This window comes from Micromonospora sp. BL1 (assembly GCF_003667485.1).
In the GTDB taxonomy this organism is placed as follows: domain Bacteria; phylum Actinomycetota; class Actinomycetes; order Mycobacteriales; family Micromonosporaceae; genus Micromonospora; species Micromonospora tulbaghiae.
This window is the reverse complement of record NZ_RCVK01000352.1, coordinates 47,142-68,465: the sequence shown is the minus strand read 5'-3', so window position 1 is coordinate 68,465 and position 21,324 is coordinate 47,142. Positions and strand designations below refer to the sequence as shown.

Annotated in this window: 20 protein-coding genes, 2 tRNA genes and 2 pseudogenes; 14 read left to right on the top strand and 10 right to left on the bottom strand. The window is 72.2% G+C overall.

Annotated features, from left to right (window positions below; genetic code table 11):
* Positions 1-991: glutathione S-transferase family protein (locus EAD96_RS26950; RefSeq protein WP_121686207.1), on the bottom strand; the 991-nt coding region annotated here is incomplete at its 3' end.
* Between the two features lie 141 nt (positions 992-1,132).
* On the opposite strand from EAD96_RS26950, the gene EAD96_RS26945 reads away from it, so the two are divergent.
* The gene (locus EAD96_RS26945) at positions 1,133-1,555 is read left to right on the top strand and encodes an ester cyclase (RefSeq protein ID WP_121686206.1); all 423 of its coding nucleotides are present in this window, start codon (positions 1,133-1,135) and stop codon (positions 1,553-1,555) included.
* Here EAD96_RS26945 and EAD96_RS26940 read toward each other — a convergent pair.
* Positions 1,536-2,111, bottom strand: coding sequence for a Uma2 family endonuclease (locus tag EAD96_RS26940; RefSeq protein ID WP_121686205.1), 576 nt, complete (start codon positions 2,109-2,111; stop codon positions 1,536-1,538). The genes EAD96_RS26945 and EAD96_RS26940 overlap by 20 nt on opposite strands.
* A gap of 104 nt (positions 2,112-2,215) precedes the next feature.
* Between EAD96_RS26940 and EAD96_RS26935 the strand changes: the two genes are divergently transcribed.
* From EAD96_RS26935 to htpX, 7 genes are all read left to right on the top strand, one after another.
* Positions 2,216-2,806, top strand: coding sequence for an NADH-quinone oxidoreductase subunit I (locus tag EAD96_RS26935; RefSeq protein ID WP_121686204.1), 591 nt, complete (start codon positions 2,216-2,218; stop codon positions 2,804-2,806).
* Positions 2,803-3,390, top strand: coding sequence for an NADH-quinone oxidoreductase subunit J (locus EAD96_RS26930; protein WP_121686203.1), 588 nt, complete (start codon positions 2,803-2,805; stop codon positions 3,388-3,390). The genes EAD96_RS26935 and EAD96_RS26930 overlap by 4 nt, the downstream gene beginning before the upstream one ends.
* The gene (nuoK, locus tag EAD96_RS26925) at positions 3,387-3,755 is read left to right on the top strand and encodes an NADH-quinone oxidoreductase subunit NuoK (protein ID WP_120573062.1); all 369 of its coding nucleotides are present in this window, start codon (positions 3,387-3,389) and stop codon (positions 3,753-3,755) included. Before EAD96_RS26930 ends, nuoK begins: the two co-directional genes overlap by 4 nt.
* Positions 3,752-5,677 (top strand): NADH-quinone oxidoreductase subunit L, encoded by a 1,926-nt coding sequence (locus EAD96_RS26920; protein ID WP_121686202.1) that lies wholly within the window; start codon positions 3,752-3,754, stop codon positions 5,675-5,677. The genes nuoK and EAD96_RS26920 overlap by 4 nt, the downstream gene beginning before the upstream one ends.
* Entirely contained in the window at positions 5,674-7,179 is a 1,506-nt protein-coding gene (locus tag EAD96_RS26915) for a NuoM family protein (RefSeq protein WP_121686201.1), read from the top strand. The genes EAD96_RS26920 and EAD96_RS26915 overlap by 4 nt, the downstream gene beginning before the upstream one ends.
* Entirely contained in the window at positions 7,176-8,642 is a 1,467-nt protein-coding gene (locus EAD96_RS26910; protein ID WP_121686200.1) for an NADH-quinone oxidoreductase subunit N, read from the top strand. The genes EAD96_RS26915 and EAD96_RS26910 overlap by 4 nt, the downstream gene beginning before the upstream one ends.
* 149 nt (positions 8,643-8,791) lie before the next feature.
* A complete protein-coding gene (gene htpX / locus EAD96_RS26905) occupies positions 8,792-9,670 on the top strand; it encodes a zinc metalloprotease HtpX (protein ID WP_121686199.1) in 879 nt (292 codons plus the stop codon).
* Positions 9,671-9,767: 97 nt separating this feature from the next.
* On the opposite strand, the gene EAD96_RS26900 is transcribed toward htpX, so the two are convergent.
* Together EAD96_RS26900 and EAD96_RS26895 are read right to left on the bottom strand one after the other, a co-directional pair.
* The gene (locus tag EAD96_RS26900; RefSeq protein ID WP_121686198.1) at positions 9,768-10,958 is read right to left on the bottom strand and encodes an MFS transporter; all 1,191 of its coding nucleotides are present in this window, start codon (positions 10,956-10,958) and stop codon (positions 9,768-9,770) included.
* Entirely contained in the window at positions 10,955-11,800 is an 846-nt protein-coding gene (locus tag EAD96_RS26895; RefSeq protein ID WP_121686197.1) for a DUF6065 family protein, read from the bottom strand. Before EAD96_RS26895 ends, EAD96_RS26900 begins: the two co-directional genes overlap by 4 nt.
* 191 nt (positions 11,801-11,991) lie before the next feature.
* On the opposite strand from EAD96_RS26895, the gene EAD96_RS26890 reads away from it, so the two are divergent.
* Complete coding sequence (locus EAD96_RS26890; protein ID WP_121686196.1) at positions 11,992-13,251, top strand: MFS transporter; 1,260 nt, start codon at positions 11,992-11,994, stop codon at positions 13,249-13,251.
* A gap of 4 nt (positions 13,252-13,255) precedes the next feature.
* Here EAD96_RS26890 and EAD96_RS26885 read toward each other — a convergent pair whose 3' ends face one another.
* The 5 genes from EAD96_RS26885 to EAD96_RS26865 all read right to left on the bottom strand — a co-directional run bounded on the left by EAD96_RS26885 (position 13,256) and on the right by EAD96_RS26865 (position 16,976).
* Complete coding sequence (locus EAD96_RS26885) at positions 13,256-13,771, bottom strand: hypothetical protein (RefSeq protein ID WP_121686195.1); 516 nt, start codon at positions 13,769-13,771, stop codon at positions 13,256-13,258.
* Complete coding sequence (locus EAD96_RS26880; RefSeq protein WP_121686194.1) at positions 13,752-14,258, bottom strand: SigE family RNA polymerase sigma factor; 507 nt, start codon at positions 14,256-14,258, stop codon at positions 13,752-13,754. Before EAD96_RS26880 ends, EAD96_RS26885 begins: the two co-directional genes overlap by 20 nt.
* 64 nt (positions 14,259-14,322) lie before the next feature.
* Entirely contained in the window at positions 14,323-15,684 is a 1,362-nt protein-coding gene (locus EAD96_RS26875; protein WP_121686193.1) for an MFS transporter, read from the bottom strand.
* A 120-nt stretch (positions 15,685-15,804) separates the two neighbouring features.
* Positions 15,805-16,248 carry a hypothetical protein gene (locus EAD96_RS26870; protein WP_121686213.1) on the bottom strand — a complete coding sequence of 148 codons (444 nt, stop codon included), beginning with the start codon at positions 16,246-16,248 and terminating at the stop codon, positions 15,805-15,807.
* Between the two features lie 233 nt (positions 16,249-16,481).
* Complete coding sequence (locus tag EAD96_RS26865) at positions 16,482-16,976, bottom strand: YajQ family cyclic di-GMP-binding protein (protein WP_121686212.1); 495 nt, start codon at positions 16,974-16,976, stop codon at positions 16,482-16,484.
* A 147-nt stretch (positions 16,977-17,123) separates the two neighbouring features.
* On the opposite strand from EAD96_RS26865, the gene EAD96_RS26860 reads away from it, so the two are divergent.
* The 5 genes and pseudogenes from EAD96_RS26860 (at position 17,124) to EAD96_RS30905 (ending at position 20,330) form a co-directional block, all read left to right on the top strand.
* A tRNA-Tyr gene (locus tag EAD96_RS26860) sits at positions 17,124-17,207 on the top strand.
* Between the two features lie 498 nt (positions 17,208-17,705).
* Positions 17,706-17,921 (top strand): annotated as a pseudogene (locus EAD96_RS26855) (site-specific integrase); the annotation flags it as partial.
* A 77-nt stretch (positions 17,922-17,998) separates the two neighbouring features.
* Positions 17,999-19,348, top strand: a complete 1,350-nt coding sequence (locus EAD96_RS26850) for a hypothetical protein (RefSeq protein ID WP_233586184.1) — start codon at positions 17,999-18,001, stop codon at positions 19,346-19,348.
* 29 nt (positions 19,349-19,377) lie between these two features.
* Positions 19,378-19,506, top strand: a tRNA-OTHER gene (locus EAD96_RS31070).
* A 155-nt stretch (positions 19,507-19,661) separates the two neighbouring features.
* Positions 19,662-20,330 carry a hypothetical protein gene (locus tag EAD96_RS30905; protein WP_147457936.1) on the top strand — a complete coding sequence of 223 codons (669 nt, stop codon included), beginning with the start codon at positions 19,662-19,664 and terminating at the stop codon, positions 20,328-20,330.
* On the opposite strand, the pseudogene EAD96_RS26845 reads toward EAD96_RS30905, so the two are convergent.
* A pseudogene (locus EAD96_RS26845) lies at positions 20,279-21,259 on the bottom strand (tyrosine-type recombinase/integrase); the annotation flags it as partial. The gene EAD96_RS30905 and the pseudogene EAD96_RS26845 overlap by 52 nt on opposite strands.
* Positions 21,260-21,324 lie beyond the last annotated feature (65 nt).

The following is a 21,324-nucleotide window of genomic DNA, read 5'->3' as shown; positions in this document are numbered from 1 at the left end:
GGGGTGGGGTGCCGTCGCCGAAGGGGCGGCCGCCCAGTTCCTCCCGTCCGTGCGGCGTCAACCAGTTGCTCAGGTCCGGGCCGAGCGGCACGATGCCGGTCGGGTTGATGTCCCGGTGGACCTCGTAGTAGTGCCGCTTGATGTGGACGAAGTCGATTGTGTCGCCGAGCCCGGGCGTGGTGAACAGGTCCCGGGCGTACGCCCACAGCACCGGCATCTCGCTGAGCTTCTGCCGGTTGCACTTGAAGTGCCCGTGGTAGACCGGGTCGAAGCGGACGAGCGTGGTGAACAGCCGTACGTCCGCCTCGGTGATCGTGTCGCCGACCAGGTACCGCTGACCGGCCAGCCGCTCGCTCAGCCAGTCCAGCCGGTCGAACAGCCGGTGGTACGCCTTGTCGTACGCCTCCTGGCTGCCGGCGAAGCCGCACCGGTACACGCCGTTGTTGACATCAGCGAAGACGACCTCGTTGACCTCGTCGATCTCGCCGCGCAGCGGTTCCGGGTAGAGGTCCGGCGCGCCCGGCCGGTGGTACGCGGTCCACTCGGTCGACAGGTCGAGGCTCATCTGGGCGTAGTCGTTCGTCACCACCTGCCCGGTGGGCACGTCGACGAGCGCCGGCACGGTGATGCCGCGCTCGTAGCCGGGGAAGCGGGCGAAGTACGCGTCGGCCAGCCGCTCGATGCCCAGCACCGGGTCCTTGCCGTCCGGGTCCAGGTCGAACGTCCAGCTCCGCTTGTCGTGGGTGGGCCCGGCCACGGCCATCGAGATGGCGTCCTCCAGCCCGAGCAGGCGCCGGATGATGATCAGCCGGTTGGCCCACGGGCAGGCCCGGCTCACCGCCAGCCGGTAGCGGCCCGGCTCCACCGGCCAGCCGTTGCTCCCGTCCGCCGTGATCCGGGTGGCGATGTAGCGCTGGTCGCGGGTGAACTCGCCACCCGGCTCCACGTACTTGCCGCCGGTCCGGTCCAGGACCTCGTCGTCGCTGCCCACACCCACCTCCGAGTTCGCTTTTCGCTCCCATCATGGTCGCTCCGGCCGCTCCCGGCAGGGCGACTGCGCCGGAGAGAGGCGGGGCCACCGCGCCGGAGACCGGCAGGGCGAGCGCGCCGGGGAGGGGCATAGGCTGCCGCCGTGACCGATGTGGAGGCGGCAGCCCGGCGTTTCGTCGCCGACGTGTGGAACGCGGGGCGCGAGGAGAGCGCGTACGAGCTGGTGGCGGCGGACTGCCCGGGGCTCGGCGGCACCGGCCCGGCGGCGGTGCTGGCCTGGCACCGGGACCGGCGGGCGTCGTTCCCGGACCTGCGCTACAAGATCGTCGAGGTGGTGGCGACCGGCGCCCGGGTGGCGGTGCGCTGGCGGGCCGCCGGCACCCAGGCCGGCCAGTTCGGCCCGGTGCCGCCGACCGGCCGCGTGGTCAGCTACTCCGGGGCCACGTTCCTGCGCTTCGACGACGACGGGCGGATCGTGGACGTGTGGAGCGTCAACGAGCTGTTCCAGGTGCTCCAGCAGCTCGGCGTGGAGATGTTGCCCCCGCTCACACCCGGCGAGGCGTGATCCGGCTGATCGGCAGGTTCACCGGGAACGGCTCGCCGGTGTCGACGAACTTCGTCCACCGGCCGGTCTCCGTGTAGACCTCGTGCACCGGATCGATCTTGTAGGTGTAGACCACGAGGCCCTCGTCCTCGATCTCGATACGCCAGTGGAACGGGATCCCGGCCTGCGCGTAGAGCGCTGGCTTGAGGACGCGGTCGATGGACCGGGTGCTGGGCGAAACGATCTCCACGGCGAGCACCACCTCGTGCGGCTCGTACCGGGACGGCTCGCGCGCGGCGGCGGTTGCGGTGGTGATCAGCACGTCCGGGATGAAGGAGCGGGTGCGGTTGATGCGCACCTCCACACCCTGGGTCACGTCGTACCCGTCGGGGCAGTCCTCGTCGAGCGCGACCATGAGCAGGGCCGCGATGCTCTGGTGGATCCGGGTGGGGGAGGGGGACATGAGCAGCACTCCATCGAGCAGTTCGCGGCGGCGACCGTCCTCCGGCAGCGCGTCCAGATCGTCTGTCGTCCACCCGCCCTCCGGCGGGTGGTCGCTCTCCAGCGCGGCGGTCATCGACAGGTCCTTCCCGGCGCGTCGTTCTCCCCGCGCTCACGATACCGCCGCGAAAGGCCGGGTGGTGGTCGCGCGCGCCCGGGGCACAGGGCAGGATGGGCGGCATGAGCGAGCACGGTGGAGTGCCCGGCGGGGGCCTGGTGAAGGGCCTGGCGGTCACGTTGAAGACGATGACCCGCCGCTCGACCACCCAGCAGTACCCGGACGTCGAGCCGGAGCTGCCACCCCGCTCCCGCGGCGTGATCGCGCTGCTGGAGGAGAACTGCACGGTCTGCATGCTCTGCGCCCGCGAGTGTCCGGACTGGTGCATCTACATCGACTCGCACAAGGAGGAGGTGGCGGTGCCCGGCGCCGCCCGCCCCCGCCAGCGCAACGTGCTCGACAAGTTCGACATCGACTTCTCGCTCTGCATGTACTGCGGCATCTGCGTCGAGGTCTGCCCGTTCGACGCGCTCTACTGGTCGCCCGAGTTCGAGTACGCCGAGTACGACATCAAGAACCTGCTGCACGACAAGGACCACCTCGGGGAGTGGATGGCCACCGTGCCGCCGCCGCCGGCCCACGACCCGCTCGGCGACCCCTCCAAGGAGGAGACCACCGCCGCGCGGAAGGCGGCGGGTCCGTCGGCCCGTCCGGCTCCTTCCCGGGTACGCCCCGACGCCCCCACCGATCCGGGCGGAGGCTCTGCCTCATGACCGGTGCGGACGTCCTGCTGCTGGCGCTGGGCGCGGTGGCGGTGGGCGCGGGTGCGCTGGTGGTCGCCACCCGTCACCTGGTCCGGGCCGGGCTGTGGCTGGTGGTGTGCCTGGGCGCGCTCGCGGGTGACTACCTGGTGCTGACCGCCGAGCTGGTGGCCTGGGTGCAGGTGCTCATCTACGTGGGCGCGGTGGTGGTGCTGCTGTTGTTCGCGGTGATGCTGACGCGCGCGCCGATCGGCCCGTCGGACGACCTGGACCGGCCGGGCTGGGCCGCCGCGCTCGTCGGTGGCGGCAGCGGCATCGGCCTGGCGGTGCTGCTGATCGACGCGTTCCGCTGGTCGCGGGTGGACCTGCCCGCCGCGGGCACTGCCGAGCGCCTCGGCGAGCAGATCTTCCGTTCCTGGGTGCTGCCGTTCGAGGTGCTGTCGGTGCTGCTGCTGGCCGCGCTGGTCGGCGCGATCGTGCTGTCCCGCCCCGACATCGGCCGCCCCAAGGCACCCGGCCCGGCCGACGGCGACCGGACCGGCGGGGACGCCCCGGTCGGCGCCGCGCAACCCGCCGACGAGGGCGGGCGCCCGTGAGGCCGGTCATCCCGTACGTCACCGCCGCGCTGCTGTTCGGCCTCGGCGTGTACGGCGTGCTGCGCCGCCGCAACGCCGTCCTGGTGCTGATGGCGGTGGAGCTGATGCTCAACGCGGTGAACCTGGTGCTGGTCACCGCCGACACCACCGTCAAGGCCGTGCTGCCGCACTCCGGGCAGGTGTTCGCGCTGTTCGTGATCGTGCTGGCCGCCGCCGAGATCGGTGTCGGGCTCGCCATCGTGCTCCAGCTCTACCGGCTGCGCGCCAGCGTCACGGTCGACGACGTGCCGCTGGCCGAGCCGGCGCCGGCGGTGGCGGCGGGCCCGACGCCCGGGCGGCCGGATGCGGAAGGAGCGGTCCGGTGAGCACGCCGACGCTGTGGCTCGCGGCGGTGCTGCCGGCCGCGCCGCTGGTCGCCGGGCTGCTCGGCCTGCTGCTGCCGCCCGCCCCGCGCCAGGACCGGGCGTCGGCCCGGCGGTCGGCGGTCGCGCTGGGCGTGACCGGGGCGGCCGTGTCGCTGCTGGCCGCGCTGGCGCTGCTGGTCCGCGTGGACGCCCCGGTCGAGGCGTCCACCACCTGGGTCGACCTGGGCGGGCTGCGGGTCACGCTGGGCCTGCGGCTGGACGGCGTGGCGGTGCTCGTCGCCACCGCTGTGGCCGCTGTGGCGCTGGCCGTCCAGGTGTACTCGATCGGCTACCTGCGCCGGGGCCCGCACGACGACGTGGACGTCGACCACCGCTACCCGCCGTACGCGGCCCAGCTCAGCCTCTTCACCGCCGCCATGCTCACTGTGGTGGTGTCCGGCGACCTGATCATGCTGCTGGTCGGCTGGGAGGTGATGGGCATCTGCTCGTACCTGCTCATCGCCCACGACCGGCGGCTGCCCGAGGCGCCCGGCGCGGCGGTCAAGGCGTTCCTGGTCACCCGTGTGGGTGACGTCGGCTTCCTGCTCGGCATCGCGCTGCTGGGCGTGGGCGCGGGCAGCTTCCGGATCGCCGACGTGCTGGCGCACGACTACGGCACCGGCACGCTCACCGCCGCCTGCCTGCTGCTGCTCGCCGGGGTGGCCGGCAAGAGCGCCCAGTTCCCGCTGCACACCTGGCTGCCCGACGCGATGGCCGGTCCCACGCCGGTGTCCGCGCTGATCCACGCCGCCACGATGGTCGCCGCCGGGGTGTACGCGGTGGCCCGGCTGTTCCCGCTGTTCGAGCGCGCACCGGCCGCGCTCGCCGTGCTGGGCGTGATGGCCGCGATCACCATGCTGCTCGGCGCGTTCGCCGCCACCGCCCAGGACGACATCAAGCGCGTGCTGGCCTGGTCGACCGTGTCCCAGATCGGCTACATGACCGGCGCGCTGGCGGTCGGCGCACCGGCTGCCGCGCTGTTCCACCTGCTCACCCACGCCGCGTTCAAGGCGCTGCTGTTCCTCGCTGCCGGTGCGGTGATCCACGCCGTCGGCACCACGCTGATGTCCCGGATGGGCGGCCTGCGTACCGCCATGCCGGTGACGTTCTGGTGCATGGTGGTCGGCCTCGGCGCGCTGGCCGGCGTACCCCCGCTCTCGGGTTTCTGGAGCAAGGACGGCGTGCTCGCGGCCGCCGAGGCGGCCGCGCTCGACGGCGCCGGGCCGACGGCGGCCTGGGTGGGCTGGCTGGTCTGGCTGGCCGGGCTGGTCGGGGTGGCGGTGACCGCCTGGTACGCGACCCGCCTGCTGCTGCGCACGTTCCTCGGCTCGACCCGCACGCCGCTGCTGCGGCCGCACGACCCGCCCGCGCTGCTGCGCTGGCCGGTGCTGTTGCTCACGGTCCCGGCCGGGCTGCTCGGCCTGGCCGCGTTCGCGCCCTGGTTCGCCGACCGCTTGCGGGTGCCCGGCGACGACAGCGGCGAGGCGGTCGAGCTGGTGCACCTCGCGCCGAACCTGATCCTGCCGTTCCTGCTGCTGCTCGCCGGGGCGGGCGTCGCCTGGGCCGGCTGGCGCCGCGACCCGGCTGCCGACCCGGCCCGCTTCCTGGGTCCGCTGCGGCCGGTCTTCGCCCGGGCGTTCCGGCTCGACGACGTCCAGCACACCCTGGTCGTACGCCCGGCGGGCGCGCTCGCGCGGGTCGTGCGTACCGGTGACGAACTGGGCGTGGACGGGCTGGTCGAGGGCAGCGGCCGGGCGGCGGTCGAGGTGGGCGGCGGCCTGGCCGCGCTGCACCGGGCGGCGCTGCCGCGCGCGGCGGCCGGGGTGCTGGCCGGTGCGCTGCTGATCGGCCTCGCGGTCGCGCTGATCGGAGTGACCTCATGACGTTCGGGCAGGTCCTGCTGGTCGCCGTGGTCGCGGTGCCGGCGCTCGGCGCGCTGGCCACCGCCCTCGTGCCGGGTGACCGGGCCGGCCGGGTGGTCGGCACCGTCGCCGCCGCGGTGACGCTGCTGGCGGCGCTGCCGCTGGTCGGCGGCGACCACGGCTGGTTCGGGTACGGGCCACGCCCGGCGGTGCAGCCGTGGCACCAGCTCGACCAGCAGTGGGTGCCCGGGCTCGACCTGCGCTTCCACCTCGGCGTCGACGGCATCTCCTGGCCGCTTGTGGTGCTGACCGCGCTGCTCACGCTGCTGTGCTGCGCGTACACGCTGTGGCGGGTGCCGCCCGGCGGCGGCAGCGGGCGGGCGCTCGTGGCGCTGCTGCTGGTGGTCGAGGTCGGCATCCTCGGCACGTTCCTCGCGCTCGACCTGGTGTTGTTCTTCCTGTTCTTCGAGGTCGTCCTGCTGCCGATGTACGCGGTCATAGCCGGCTGGGGCGGCGCGGACCGTCGTCGGGCGGCCCGCAAGTTCGCGCTGTACACGCTGTTCGGCTCGGTGCTGCTGCTGGTCGGCGTCTACGTGGTGGTGGCCGCCGCGGGCACCGCCGACCTGGTCACGCTCACCGGCGGCGCCGGGCTGTCCCGGGGCACCCAGCTCGCCGCGTTCACGCTGCTGGCGCTGGCGTTCGCGGTGAAGAGCCCGCTCTGGCCGCTGCACTCCTGGCTGCCCGACGCGCACACCCAGGCGCCCACAGTCGGCAGCGTGATCCTCGCCGGGGTGCTGCTCAAGATGGGCACCTACGGGCTGATCCGGGTCGCGGTGGGCGTGGCCCCGGAGGGCGCCCGCTGGGCCGCGCCGGTGCTCGGCGTGCTCGCCGTCGCCGCGATCCTGATCGGTGGCCTGGTCTGCCTGGCGCAGGACGACCTGAAGCGGCTGATCGCGTACTCCAGCGTGGGGCACATGGGCTTCGTGCTGCTCGGGGTCGCCACGCTCACCGCCACCGGGCTCCAGGCCGCGCTGATCGGCAACATCGCCCACGGCGTCATCACCGCCCTGCTGTTCTTCCTGGCCGGCGCGGTCAAGGACCGCGCCCACACCGGGTCGCTGGCCGAGCTGTCCGGGCTGCGGGAGACCGCGCCCCGGCTGGCCGGGCTGCTCGGCTTCGCGGCCGTGGCCTCGCTGGGACTGCCCGGCCTGGCCGGGTTCTGGGGCGAGGCGTTCGCCGTGGTCGCCGCCGTGCGGCGGGGCGGCCCGCTCTGGCTGACGCTCGCCGTGCTGGCCGCGCTGGGCGGGGCGCTCACCGCCGCGTACTTCCTGCGGCTGCTGCGCCGGGTCACGCACGGGCGGCCCAGCCCGGCGGTGGCGGGGCTCGCACCCGGGCTGGCGGGGGCGGAACTGACCGCCTGGGCGCCGCTGGTGCTGCTCGCGCTCGCGGTCGGCCTGGCCCCGGCGCTGGTCCTGTCGTACGCCTCCGGTCCGGTGGAGGCGCTGCTGGGGGTCGTCCCATGAGCCTGGTGCAGAGCGTCGACAACCTGGCGATGCTGCCTGCGTACCTGGCCGCCGGCACCGCCGTCCTGGTGCTGCTGGTCGACCTGCTGGTTGCGCGTCCCGCCGCCACGGTGGCGGTGGCGGCTCTGGGCGCGACCGGCACAGCCGTGGGTGCGGCGCTCGTCGGCGCGGCCGGCACCCGGCGCACGTTCTGCGTCGGCGACGACTGCTCCTGGGTGTGGAACGGCCGGGCGGCGCTGGTCGGGGCCGTGATCGCCCTGCTCACGCTCGGCGTGCTGGCGCTGTCCGGCCCGCTGCTGCGCGCCGGGCGCACCCCGGTCGGCGAGTACTGCTTCCTGCTCGCCTGCGCGATGACCGGCGGCGTGGTGCTCGGCGCCGCAGGTGACCTGATCACGCTGATCGTGGCGCTGGAGACGCTGACGCTGCCGCTGTACGTGCTGGTCGGCCTGCGCCGGGGCAGCCTCGCCGGCGCCGAGGCGGCGGTGACGTTCTTCGTGGTGAGCGTGGTCGCCACCACTGTGACGCTGCTCGGCGCGGCGCTGCTCTACGCGGTCACCGGCACGCTGCACCTGGACCGGCTCGGCGCCACACTGGCCGCCCGCGACGACCTGACCGGCCTGCCGTTGACCGGGGTCGCGGTGGCGCTGGTGGTGGCCGGGCTGGCGTTCAAGGTCGCCGCCGTGCCGTTCCACGCCTGGGCCCCTGCCACGTACGACGGCGCGCCGCTGCCGGTGGCCGCGTACCTGTCGACCGCCTCCAAGCTCGGTGGCGTGGTGGCGCTGCTGGCGGTGGTGCAGCGCGCGCTGCCCGGAGACATGACCGGCCCGGTGCTGGCGGCGCTGGCGGTGCTGACCATGACCGTCGGCAACCTGGTGGCGCTGCGTCAGCGGCGTACCGTGCGGTTGCTCGCCTGGTCGTCGGTGGCCCAGGCGGGGTACATCCTGGCGCCGCTGGGCGCGCTGGCGCTGACCGCGGGCCGCACCGGCGACGTGCGGGCGGGCGCGTACGCGGCAGCCGTCGCGTACGCGATCTTCTTCGTGCTGCTGGAGCTGGCCGCGTTCGCCGCGGTGGTGGCGTTGCGCCCGGCGGACGGCGACGGCGGCACGCTCGCCGACCTGCGCGGCGCGGCGCGGCGGCACCCCTGGGTGGGCGGCGCGTTCGCGCTGGCGCTGATCGGGCTGGCCGGACTGCCGCCGGGCCTGGCCGGGCTGTTCGCCAAGGTGACAGTGGTACGCGCGCTGCTGGCCGGGCACGCGGGATGGCTGGCGCTCGTGGTGGCGCTGAACGCGGTGATCGGCCTGGCCTACTACCTGCGGGTCACCGCTTCGCTCTACGCGACACCCGCCGGCGCAACGGCGGTCCGGCCCGCGCGGACCGTGGCGCTGGCGCTCGGTGTGGCCACCGCCGCGGCGGTAGTGATCGGTTTCGCACCGCAGCTCGTGCTGGACGTGGCGTCGCGCTGACCGGTTCCTGCCCGGATGGGCGACCGCTTCAGCCTGCGCACAGCAACATCCAGCCAACTTTCAGCCATGAGCCGGATGGTTGACGGGTACCGGTGTGTTGAACCGGTCAGCGGGCCTCCCGCAAGAGCCCGTGCACCGAAGGAGAGATCGTGCATCACAACCGTCTCAAGACCGCAGCGCTGCTCGGCCTGTTGACCTCGCTGATCCTCGCGATCGGCTACTGGTTCGGCGGTAGCGGCGGTCTCGTCATCGCCGTCGTCATCTCGTTGCTGATGAACGGCGTCACCTACTTCTACTCCGACAAGCTCGCACTGCGCTCGATGAAGGCGCAACCGGTCAGCGAGGCACAGTTCCCCGAGCTGTACCAGATGGTGCGGGAGCTCTCCACGTTGGCCGGGAAGCCGATGCCCCGGCTCTACGTGAGCCCGACCTCGCAGCCCAACGCGTTCGCCACCGGTCGTAACCCGGAGAACGCGGCGGTCTGCGTCACCCAGGGCATCGTGGAGATCCTGGACTACCGGGAGCTGCGCGGCGTGATCGGCCACGAGCTGTCCCACGTCTACAACCGGGACATCCTGATCTCCAGCGTGGCGGCCGGCCTGGCCGGCATCATCACCATGCTGGCCAACCTGGCCTGGTTCATCCCGCTCGGCTCCTCGGACGACGAGGACAGCCCGAACCCGGCCGTGCTGCTGCTCACGCTGATCCTCGGCCCGATCGCCGCCACGGTGATCCAGCTCGCGATCAGCCGGAGCCGGGAGTACCAGGCCGACCAGTCCGGCGCCGAGCTGAGCCGCGACCCGCTGGCCCTGGCCAGCGCCCTCCGCAAGATCCACATGGGTACGCAGGCGCGCCCGCTGGCGCCGCAGGGCCAGCTCGCCAGCACCGCCCACCTGATGATCGACAACCCGTTCAAGCGGGGCGGCGGCATCGCCGCGATGTTCGCCACCCACCCGCCGATGGAGCAGCGGGTGGCCCGCCTGGAGCAGATGGCCCGCAACTCCGGGCCGGTGCAGTTCCAGCGCTGACCCGCGTGACCCGAACGCCGCCCGCGTCCACCCGGACGCGGGCGGCGTCGCGTCTGCGGCCCTTCCGCGCCCGGCCGGCCCGGGCGGCCGGCCCGCGTCAGGACACGGCCGGCTCGGACAGCCGGTCCGGCCGCGCGACCAGCACCACGGCGAGCAGCACCACCCCCGCCGCCAGGTAGGCGGCGGCCGGGCCGAGCAGCACCGCCACGCCGCCGAGCAGGAAGATCCCGACGCCGGAGAGCACGATGTTGCCGGCCACGATCGTCGCCTCCACCTGCCCCATCCGCTCCCGCGGCGCCAGCCGCGCGAACGTGGCCTGGGCCCCGATCAGCCACCCGCCGCCCGCTCCGACGAGCGCGTTCGCCCCGGCGAGCGCCCACGCCGGGGCGTCGAGCGCCACCAGCAGACCGGCCAGCAGCAGCGCGGCGGCGAGCGCGCTCGCCGAGACCACCTGACCGGTCACCCGGGCCAGCCAGCCCCGCCGCCCCACCACCAGCACGAAAACCGCCCCGCCGAACGACGACGCCGCCAGCACGACCGGCCGCCACCCGCCGGAGGCCAGATCCGGGGCGAGCGTCTCCGGCAGCCCGCCGGACAGGACGGTGGCCAGGGTCAGCAGCGCCACGCCCCGCAGCACCGGATGGGCGGCGATGATCCGGATGCCCGCGGTGGCGGGCGGCCGTGGACCCCGGTGCTCCTGCCTCCGCACCGGCAGGCCGGCGAGGACCACCGCCGCGAGCAGGAACGAGACCAGATCGATCACGAGCGCCACCCGGGGGCCGAGCGCCACCGTCACCCCGGCCCCGGCGAGCAGGCCGACGACCTGGCCGCTCTGGTTGGCGAAGGCGGAGAGCCCGAACAGCGGCAGCCGCAGCGGCGCCTCCACCGCCTCGGCCGTGATCGCCACGTGCACGCTCGCGTACGCCGCCCGGACCGCGCCGAGCAGCCCGGCCGCCACGATCGCCGGCACCGGCCGGGGCGCCGCCGCCGGTACGGCGATGAGCACCGCACCCGCCAGCGAGAGCCCGACCAGCATGGTGCGCCGGGCCGGTACGTCCAGCCAGCCGCTGAACACGGTCGCGACGAGCAGGGCGGGCACCGTGCGGGCGGCGTACACGGCGGCCGGGCCGAGGACCGAATCGGTCTGGTCGTACGCGAGCAGCAGCAGGGCCGCCAGCCCGACGAAGTCGCCCAGCTCGGAGACGCCCCGGGCGACGAGCAGCCGGGCCGTGACCGGATGCCGGAACAGGGCCCGGTAGCCGGGCACAGGCGTCGCGGTGTCGGTCATCGATCCGACGGGTCCGTTTCCTCGACGCCGACCGGCTCGTAGTCGGCCCGCTCGCGTAGCCGGCGGACCTGCTCCCGCCGGTAGCTGCCGCGGATCTGCGGATCCTGCCGGCGGCGGCGCAGCGCCACCAGGTCCGCCCACAGGTCGTCCGGCCACTGGGCGATGCCCTGCCCGGTGACCAGTTCGGCCTGCCGCGACGCCGCGAGCGTCGACCGGTGCACCGGCTGGAGGCACATCAGGGGGATGTTCCGGTAGAGCCGGACCACGTGGCCCGGCTCGGTCAGGCGCAGGATGGTCGGCAGGAACGACGTGTACCAGTCGGTCTCCACCACGCCCTCGTAGAGCTGCAGCCCGCGCTGCGCCGGCCAGTTCGGCACCCCGCGCGCCAGCAGACACCAGCCGGGGGAGGTGCGGGCCACCACCCCGGTGACCATCTCGATCGTGTGCGGGGCGCGCGGGTCGGCGTCGATGAAGGGCATGGTGCCGCCGTAGCGGTCGAAGATGTCCAGGCCGTCCCGGAACCGCTCCGGCAGGTCCGCGAGCTGCGCCGGTGCCTGCGGCAGCGTGCCGTCGTACCCGCCGGCCAGCGACCGCCAGCCGGCCGGCTCGTTCTCCTGGAGGAGACTCCACTCGGTGTCGTGGCCGTCCCAGCGCAGCGCCACGTCGGCGGGCGGGTAGACGTACCACCCGAGACCGGAACCGGCAGCCACCGGTGGGCACTGCTGCACCGCGCGGACCGGCAGCGAACCCCGGAGGGTGGCGGACGCGGGCTCGGCGGGCCGGCCGTCGCCGTACAGGGAGTAGATCTCGACCCGTAGCGGCGCGACAGCCATGCCGCTCATCCGACCTCCGATCACGGCGGCGGCCGACCCGCCGTAGGCATGGACTCCGTTCGATCACCGAACCTACTCGTTCCCGGCGGGTAAGGCAGCCCCGCATTGGAGCCCGATGTGACCGACTCGACCACCGTCCCGGTCAGCAGGGGCGTTAGGGTCGGAGGCTGACTCACTCGTTACTCCCGGAGGTGCACACAGTGGCCGCACTGCGCCAGTACCAGGGCGTCTGGCGGATCCCCGGCGCGCCCATGCTGCTGATCCTCGGCATCATCGGCCGGCTCGGGATCGGCATGACCCCGCTGGCGCTGCTGCTCGTCGTCGAGCAGGTCACCGGCCGGTACTCCCTGGCCGCCGTCGCCGGCGGCATCTACGCGCTCTCCGGCGCCGCGCTCAGCCCGGTCGCCGGCCGGATCGCCGACCGGGTCGGTCCCGCCCGCGTCCTGCTGGTCACCGCGCTCGCCCACCCGTTCGCCCTGATCGGGCTGCTCGTCGCCACCCGCTCCGACAGCGGCAACCTCGGGCTGATCTATCTGGGCGCGGGCGTCGCCGGAGCCACGTACCCGCCGCTCACCGCCGCGATCCGGGGCGCCTGGAACGACCTCACCGCCCCCGCCACCGGCCGGGCACACCTGCGCAACACCGCGCTCGCCGCCGAGACCACGCTGTTCGAGGTCGTGTTCGTGATCGGCCCGCTGCTGGTGGCGGGCTTCGTGCTGTTCGCCGACGCCGCCGCCGCGCTCGTCGGCGCCGCTGTGGTCACCCTGGTCGGCACCGGCACCGTCGCGCTCGGCCGGGTCATGCGCGGCTGGCGCCCGCACGCGCGTGAGCACCACGCCCGGGGCCTCGGCCCGCTGCGGCTCGGCGGCTTCCCCGCGCTGCTGCTCTGCGTGGCGAGCCTCGGCATCGCGTTCGGCGCCTCCGGCGTCATCGTCCCGGCCTTCGCCGGGAACTCCGGCGCCGACGACCCGGAGAGCCTGGCCGGCGTGCTGCTCGCCGTCTGGGGCATCGGCAGCGCCATCGGTGGCTTCTGGTTCGGCGTACGCAAACCCGCCGCCAACATGACCCGCCAGTTCGCTCTCCTGCTCGGCACCGTCGCGGCCAGCTTCGCCGTCTTCGCGGTGATGCCCGGCCCGGCCGCGCTCGGCGTCGCGCTGGTGCTCGGCGGAGCGGCGATCGCTCCCGCGCTCACCCTGGAGAACACGCTCGTCGGGCGGATCACCCCGGCCGGCATGCTGAACGAGGCGTACACCTGGGTGGTGACCATGTCGGTCGCGGCGAGCGCCGCCGGCGGCTCGATCGCGGGCCTGATCATCGACCACGCCGGCGGCGTCTCGTGGGCGTTCGTCTTCGCCGGGGTGGCGGTCGCCGTCGGGGCCGCGGTCGCCGCGCTGCCCGGCGGCCCGATCGCCCGGGCCGAGGCCACAGCGGTACGCGCCGAGCAGACGCTCGCCGCCTGACCGCTCACCCGCCCGCGGTCACCACCCGCTCCACGCCGGGCAGCTTCTCCACGGCGGCCCGGATCGGCGCCGGGTCCTCACCCTGCGCCAGCAGCACCGACAGGACCACCCGGCCGTCGCCGTCCGGCCGGGCCGCGACCGTCCTGCCACCGCAGCGCAGCCCCGTGTCCCCGCGCGCCTGCCCGATCCGGTAGTCGACCTCCCCGATCTGCGGCGTGCCGGCACCCGGCCGGAAGACGACGTCCAGGCGTACCGGAGGGTCGGCCCGGCACGCGACCGACGCCGCTGCGGACGGGGTGGCCGCGGTGCCGGCGGCCGGCATCGGCGCCGCCGGTCCGGACAGCGTCGCCATGGTCGCGGCGCCGCCGGTGACAGTCACCGCGGCCACCCCCGCCAGAACCGTGGCCCGTCGCCGGCTCCTGGCGCGCCCCCGTGCGCGCACCTCGGCCGCCGGGCTGAGCCGCAGCCCGGTCATGTCCTGCTCCAACTCCCGCAGAGCCTCACCAATGCGTGCCGACATCGACTTCCTCCTTGTCGTCAGTCAGTAGGACGGCGAGCGCGGCACGGCCCCGGGACAGGTACGACTTGACAGTCCCCTCGGGCATGCCGGTGGTCCGGGCGATCTCCGCCACCAGCAGATCGTGGAGGTGGTGCAGGACGACGACCAGCCGCTGCGCCTCGGGCAGTCGCCGCAACGCCGCCAGCAACGCCACCCGGTCCGGGTTGGGCCCGGGCGCCGGAGCCTCCCGGCCCAACCGGGCCCGCGCGGCAAACCAGCGCCGCAGGCCGCGCCACCGGTTGGCGGTCAACCGCCAGGCCACCGTCCGGACCCAGCCCTCCGGGTCCTCGTACGCCCCGACGCGCGACCAGCGCTGCCAGGCCCGCGCGTACGCCTCCTGCGTCACGTCCTGGGCCTCGGCCAGGTCGCCGCAGAGCGCGTAGACGTGGTGCACGACCCGCCGCGCGGTCGCCGTGTAGAAGGCGTCGAAGTCCTCGGGGCCGTCCATGCCACCTCCCGTGTCCGCTCTCACCACACGACACCCCGATGCGGCTCCGGCGGTTGCAGGCGGATCAGGTCGCTCCGGGTCGTACCCGGTCCGGCACGTCCACCCGGGCGGGCGGGTCGTGCGGTCCGAGCTGGTCTGTCGTCTGCGGGTCGTGCGGGCCCGCCGGCCCGGTCCGCTCTGTGTTCCGCGCTGCGGGGCCCGGGCGTGCGGCGGCCGTCGCGGCGGCCAGACCCAGCGCGAGGATCGTCACCGCGCACGCCAGGAGCGTGGGGCGTGCCCCGAGCAGTGCGGTCGCCGGACCGCCGAGCATCGTGCCCAGCGGTACCGCCAGCACGGTGAGCGCCCCGTTGGCCGCCAGCACGCGGGGGAGGTCCACGGTGCCGGCGCGGCGCTGGAACAGCGCCGTCGCGGTCGGCTGGTAGGGCGCCCAGACCAGGCCGGCGAGCGCGAACGCGGGCAGCGACAGGACGACCGGCGCGCCCAGGCCGAGCGGGAGCAGCGCGGCGCCGAACAGCGCGACGATGCCGGCGAGCGTGGTCCGCAGCGGCCATCCGCGCAGGTGGCCGGTGAGCAGTCCACCGAGCAGCGAGCCGACGCCGAACGCGGTGTAGTAGGCCGCGAGCGTCCCGGCGGAGGCGCGCAGGTCGTCGGTGACGTGCACCGGCATGGCCACGTAGAACGGTCCGAAGAGGAAGAAGAACGCGAAGGACAGCGACAGCAGGCCGAGCAGCGACCGGTCCCGCGCGATGATCCGAAATCCCGACGTACGCGACGGCCCCGCCCCGGCCGGGGCGGCTCGGTCACGGACGGCCGCGGCTTTTCGATCGCGGACGACCAGGCGGTAGCTCGCGGCCAGCACGGCGAAGCTGGCGGCGTCGACGGCGATCACCCACACCGCGCCCACCCAGGCGATGAGCAGGCCGGCCAGCGGCGGGCCGACGATCGTCGCGGCCTGGCCGAAGACCCCGAGCAGCGCGTTCGCGGCCAGGTGGTGCCGCTGCGGCAGCAGCTCGGCCACGAGCGTGAACCGGCCGGCCGAGCCCCACGGGTGCAGCAGCGAGGACACCGCGAGCAGGGCGACGTACAGACCGACGTCCAGCACCCCGGCGAGGTGGGCAACGGGGATCGCCCCCAACGCGGCGGCTCGCACCGTCGCGTCCCAGCCGGCGAGCTGCGCCCCGCTCCGTCCACCCAGCCACCGCCCGAGCAGCACCGTGCCGGCCGCACCCGGCAGCGTGTACGCCGCCACCGCGAACGCGGTCCAGGTGCCCCGCTGCCCGTCGGGTGCGAGTTGCAGGGCCAGCCAGGTCACCGCAACAAGGGCGAGCCCGTCACCGAGAGCGGAGGTCGCGAGCCCGGGCAGCAACCGGCGCAGTACCGGTTGACCGAACACCGGGCGATAGGGGAGGAGCATCGCGGGGGTCATGGCTCCCACCCGACCGCACGCCCGGCCCGTACCCCAAGGAAGTTGCCTGACGGCAGAAGAGGGCCGTGGCGTTCCGGCCCGCCGGCCGTGGCTGGACCGCGGTCTGCCGCGACGTCGCCGTCACGGTCGAGTGGGCCGGGTCGGTTCGCCGCCGTAGAGGGCTGTGAAGACGCGGTGCCGCAGGATCTCGTACTGCCGGCGGCATCGCCGAGGTGGGCCCGGCGGACGTGGCTGGACCTGACCCCCGACGACGACTTCCGGCGGCTGGAACTGGTCAGCTGTCAGGTCGACCTCGCGACCGTCGGCCAATCGATTCCAGTAGTGGTAACCGATCTTGGCGTCTCCGGAGAGGACCTCGCCCAGGATCAGCTCTCCGCCGAGCAGGTCCTGGATGATCAAGGCGGTCACTCCGCATTGACCACGGGCCGGGTTGCCGGCGTGCCAATCCTGCACATCGTGTGGGTCGCAGGTGTCCGCTCCCCAGCCGCTGCGCAGTACCGGCCGCAGCATCTCCAGGTCGATCGCGAGAGGGACTGATCGTTGGGCGGGCTCTTGAGGCGTCATCCAGGAAGGGTCGGCCATCGACCGGGTCGAGAGTCAAGGAACATCCCCGCCAGCGGGCGCTCATCAAGTGGTGCCGGGCGGCGGCTTTATTCATGGTTACCTGAGCGGGTGGTGCGGGGTCGCCGCCCGGCCGTCGGTCGCCACACAGTAGTGACGAACGACGACCAGTGGCGACGAGACCCGCGAGGCCAGATGGCGTGACCGATGCCCTGACCTGCCCGGGCGGTCGAGCCTTACCGGTAGTTGGTGAACTGGAGCGCCAGCCCGAAGTCCTCGCCCTTGAGCAGAGCGATGACGGCCTGGAGGTCGTCCTTCTTCTTGCCGGTGACGCGGAGCTGGTCGCCCTGGATTTGCGCCTGCACGCCCTTCGGGCCCTCGTCGCGGATCTTCTTGCTGATCGCCTTCGCCTTGTCCGAGTCGATGCCCTGCACCACCTTGGCATCGATCTTGAAGATCTTGCCCGACTGACGGGGCTCACCTGCGTCGAGCGACTTCAGCGAGATGTTCCGCTTGACCAGCTTCTCCTTGAAGACGTCCAGCGCGGCTCGGACCCGCTCCTCGGTCTCCGCCTGGAGGCTGATCGCCTCCTCTCCCGACCAGGTGATCTCGGCGCCGGTGCCGCGGAAGTCGAACCGCGTCGAGAGCTCCTTCTCCGACTGGCGGACGGCGTTGTCGACCTCCTGCCGGTCGACCTTGCTCACGATGTCGAACGACGGGTTCGCTGCCATGCTCATGCTCCTGCTGTCCGGCGGTCTGTCCTGGTCCGTCCCGCGCTGACCAGCGTGGGACCTCCTGACGGTACCCGGTTGCGGCAGTGCCGGGGGCAACCGCTATCCTTGCTTCCGCCGCCGCGTTGCGACGCGGTGGTGTGCCCTGGCGGGTTGCCCGAGCGGCCAATGGGAGCGGACTGTAAATCCGTCGCGAAAGCTACAGAGGTTCGAATCCTCTACCCGCCACCAGGTGCAGAAGCGGCCCCTGACCAGCAGAGATGCTGATCGGGGGCCGTTCTCGTTCGTCTGGCCGAGTCCGGCTGGGTCCAGCCGTCTACGACTGGTTGTGGGCAGATGGTGGGCAGGTCGATCTTGCCCGCTGTGAGCTCCTCTGAGGCTGTGAACGCTGGGATCGGGGCCTGTGTCCGGCCCGGCGGAGTCCGCGCGTGTAGCGGTCGGCTGAGGGGTCCGCGGTGAGGTGTCGCCGGCTGCGGGAGAGGGATCGGTGGCAAGCCAGTCCTGGGGTTGGACTGGCGCGGCAGTCGGAAGCCCTGACCGTCGACGAGGTCGACTGGCTCGGCTTCCGTACCGCCTGGCCGTGATTGTGCCGCCGGCCGGATCAACTGACTCGGGGCGGCGGTCCGGCGGCAGTCGGTGGCTCTCCGCCCCGGCGCCGAAGGCGGCCGGGGCGGCTGGCCTCCGCCCCGCGCCGCGCCCCGCGCCGCGCCCCGCGCCGCGCCGCGCGGCGCCTTGACCGAATCGCAGGTCGCCTCGCCGCTCGTCCGCCGGCCCTACGACCTGCGGCACGCGGCGGCCTCGCTCTGGCTGAATGCCGGCGTCCCGCCGACCGAGGTCGCCCGGCGCCTGGGCCACGGCGTCGCCGTCCTGCTCAGGGTCTACGCCAACTGCATCGACGGCGGAGACGACACCATGAACGACAAGATCGGCGACGCGCTCGGATGACGTTGCTGCCGGCCTGTGCGATGTTCGTGGACGTCCTATTGAGCGTTGATGTGGACGAGGTGCGCTAGAAGGAGGGGGTGGATTTGCCCGCGTCGCAAGATTCAACCCCGCCCGAGGTTCGTGTAACGGTTGGTTCGATTCCAGCCAGCGATGGCCGGGTGCCAGAGCTGCGCCTCTGGGGTATCCGTCGGTCAATCGCTTTGGCTGTCGCGACTGCGTTGCTGCTAGTCGTGGGTCTGATTGTTACGGCTCTCGGCTTCGCCGGTTGGCCTGGCCTTGAGCGGGGTGCAACCGTCACCGCGGCGACGCTGTTCGACCTCTTGAAGCTCGTCTTCGCGGTTGTGGCGGGCATCGGCGGTGTTGCCGCATTGGTGGTTGCCTACCGGCGGCAGCGGGTAGCGGAGCACACGAACGCGCTGGCGGAATTCGCGCACCAACTGGCGCATGCTGCTGACCTTCGTGCCGAAGTCACCAAGGCGCTCGCTGAGGCGGCCGACGAACGGGCAAAGATCGAGACTGACCGCAACGGTGTCCGGCTGTTCAACGAACGCTTCGCCAACGCATCCGAGCAACTCGGGTCGGAGAAAGCGGCCGTACGCCTGGCGGGTGTTTACGCCATGGCCGGACTTGCCGATGACTGGCGTGAAGGGCGGCAGACCTGCATCGATGTCTTGTGCGCCTACCTCCGCATGCCCTACACCCCGCCCGCCGAGGCTTCGGACGAAGCGCCGGCGCAGGCCGACGACCAGTTGCCAATGGATGCGGACACGGCCCAGGCCGCTCGCGAGGAGCGGGAGGTGCGTCATACGGTTATGCGCCTCATCGGCAGACACCTACGTCTTGCCGAAGACGATGCCACGTCATGGTGCAGCTACGACTTCGACTTCACGGGCGTGGTCTTCGACGGCGGGAACTTCTCCGAGGCGAAGTTCAGTGGTGGGGAAGTGTCTTTCGTCGGAGCGACGTTCGTTGCCGGGAAGGTGTTCTTCGACGGGGCGAAGTTCAGCGGTGGGGCGGTCTACTTCGACGACGCCAGGTTCAGTGGCGGGCGGGTGTTTTTCGACGAGGCAACGTTCACCGGTGGACCAGTATTCTTCATCCGGGTGGCGTTCAGTGGTGGGTGGGTTTCCTTCAGCGGGGCGACGTTCAGTGAGGGTGCGTCCTTCGTGGGAGCGACGTTCAGCGAAGGGCAGGTGTTCCTCGACGGTGTGACAGTCGACCGGGGAGTCTTCTTCGACGAGGCGACGTTCAGTGGCGGCAGGGTGTTCTCCGCCGGGGCGACCTTCAAGGGGAACACTTCTTTCGTGAGGACAACGTTCAGCGGTGGGGAGGTTTCCTTCGGCTCGGCAACGTTCGAATTCCCGCCCACGTTCGACGGCTGGGCTGGCGAGCACCCTCCGGATGGTCTTCTCCTGCCACGAGCGTGAGTATCTGTGGGCGTGGGCATATGGTGGGCGGCGGGTGGGCCAGCGCCGACCTGGCAGGGAGAAATGCCAGCTCGGAGGCGCTGACTCTGTCAAGATCGCAGACGCCCTGTAAATCCGTCGCGAAAGCTACAGAGGTTCGAATCCTCTACCCGCCACCAGGTGCAGAAACGGCCCCTGACCAGCAGGAATACTGGTCAGGGGCCGTTCGCGTAGGTCCTGCTCGGTCTCACTGGGTGCGGCAGGGTCTAGCTGGTTGTGTCGTATACGTGTCGCAAGCAGAGCCGGACGGTCTGGGTAGCGGCAGCATGGGCGGATGCCGTGGGAGTGGTTGGCGCCGGTTGCTACGGCGTTTGCTGGCGTGGCTGGTGTCGCCGGGACTGTCTATGTCAGTAGGCAGGGTCGGAGTGCTCAAGTTGAGCTGGCCAAGGCTCAGGCGAGTGGAGGGGCGCGTCAGGCGCTGATCGCAGAAAAGCGATCCTTCTACGCCGGGTATTTGCGTGCGGTGGATGAAGCTGTTGATAAGGCTGCCGAGGTTACCCTTCTCGATCGCATGCGCCGTGAAGCTACCAGTAAGGCGGCTGGTAGGGAACTCGAATCTAGGTTGGATAAGGCGCAGCACGAATGTGCTGAGTCCTTCGATCGCATCCGGCGCATGTTGCCGGAGCTGATGATCTTGGGCGGACACTGGATTGGTTCGATGGCGAGCGTGGTCATGATGCTCGCTTTCCAGTTTGCACGTGGTGAGAGTCCTCGTGAGGCTATATTGCCAGCTCAGACCGAGCTGATCGCCCTAATGCACGAGAGCGTTAACCCGGATGGGGAGCTTCTCGAATCTGCGATGGAGGAGCGAGTTAGGCCTTGGTTCAAGGTGCTTGATATGGGTAAGGCGGCCGAGGCTGCTGAGCGGCTTGCCGCCAGTTACCCGGATGGTCATTGGGGTGATAAAGCGGCCTCAATCCGACGCTTGGCGGACTCTTCCTGACCGTAAATGCATTTCGCGTACACCCGCATCAACACGTGTACGCTATGCCCGGCCCACTCGGCCACCTGAGTGGCGGGTACTCCGGCGTTGAGCCAGAGCGAAACGGCCGCATGGCGCAGGTCGTATGGACGTCGAGCCAGGGGCGATCGCTGCTGGGCCGGAGTGAGTACCTTTGCCCGCGCGTCGCGCCAGGCCTTCCCGTAAGTGTTGTTCGGGATTGGCTGGCCAGCAGTCGGCACGTATCGCCCTCCGGGGCCGCGTCGGGTGACGAATAGCTTGCGGTTCGCGCCCGGTGGGTACTCCGTGACGTGACGATCGAGCATGCGCACGAGCGGCGGCGGCACGGGTACGTCTCGGGTCGCTGCCCTTGCTCGGTGCTTGAGTCCTCGGTCCTCGGCGGTGTCCTCTCCGTCGCCCCAGTTCCGACCTACGGCCACCGTCGAGCCGGTCAGGTGCAGCACGCCCCACCCCCCACGCTGGGCGGGCCGCTCGTACTCTTCTTCCCGCAGGTGAAGCACTTCCTCGGGCCGCAGCGCGGCGTAGTACATGCACCCGAAGAACGCTTCCAGCTCGGGCACGCTGCGCCCCACCTCGGCGAGCAGCGCCCGAGCCTGATCGGGGTTAACCACTGCCCGGCGGTCCACCTCATCGGCCGTCTTCGGAGCGGTCCAGCTCACCAGCGACATGGGATGTGCGTCGAGTAGTCGCAGCTCAACTGCGTACTTGAGAGCGCCGGAGAAGACGGCCCGCTTCCGGGCGATGGTGCTGGGCGACGCGGGAGCGCCGTCCATCCGGAGGGCAAGCGTGTCGAGCGCTTTGCGGATCAACGCGGCGTCGGCGAGCGCGGCCAGGTCGACGGTGTTGGCCCTGAGCCAACGCACGGTGGGTGCGAGGTGTTCCGGCGGCTCTCCGAGGTCACGGCGGTTTTGTTGACCTGATAGGCGAATAAGAGGGTGGTCCGTGAATCCCCTATCGATGCTTTCGCTCAAATGTC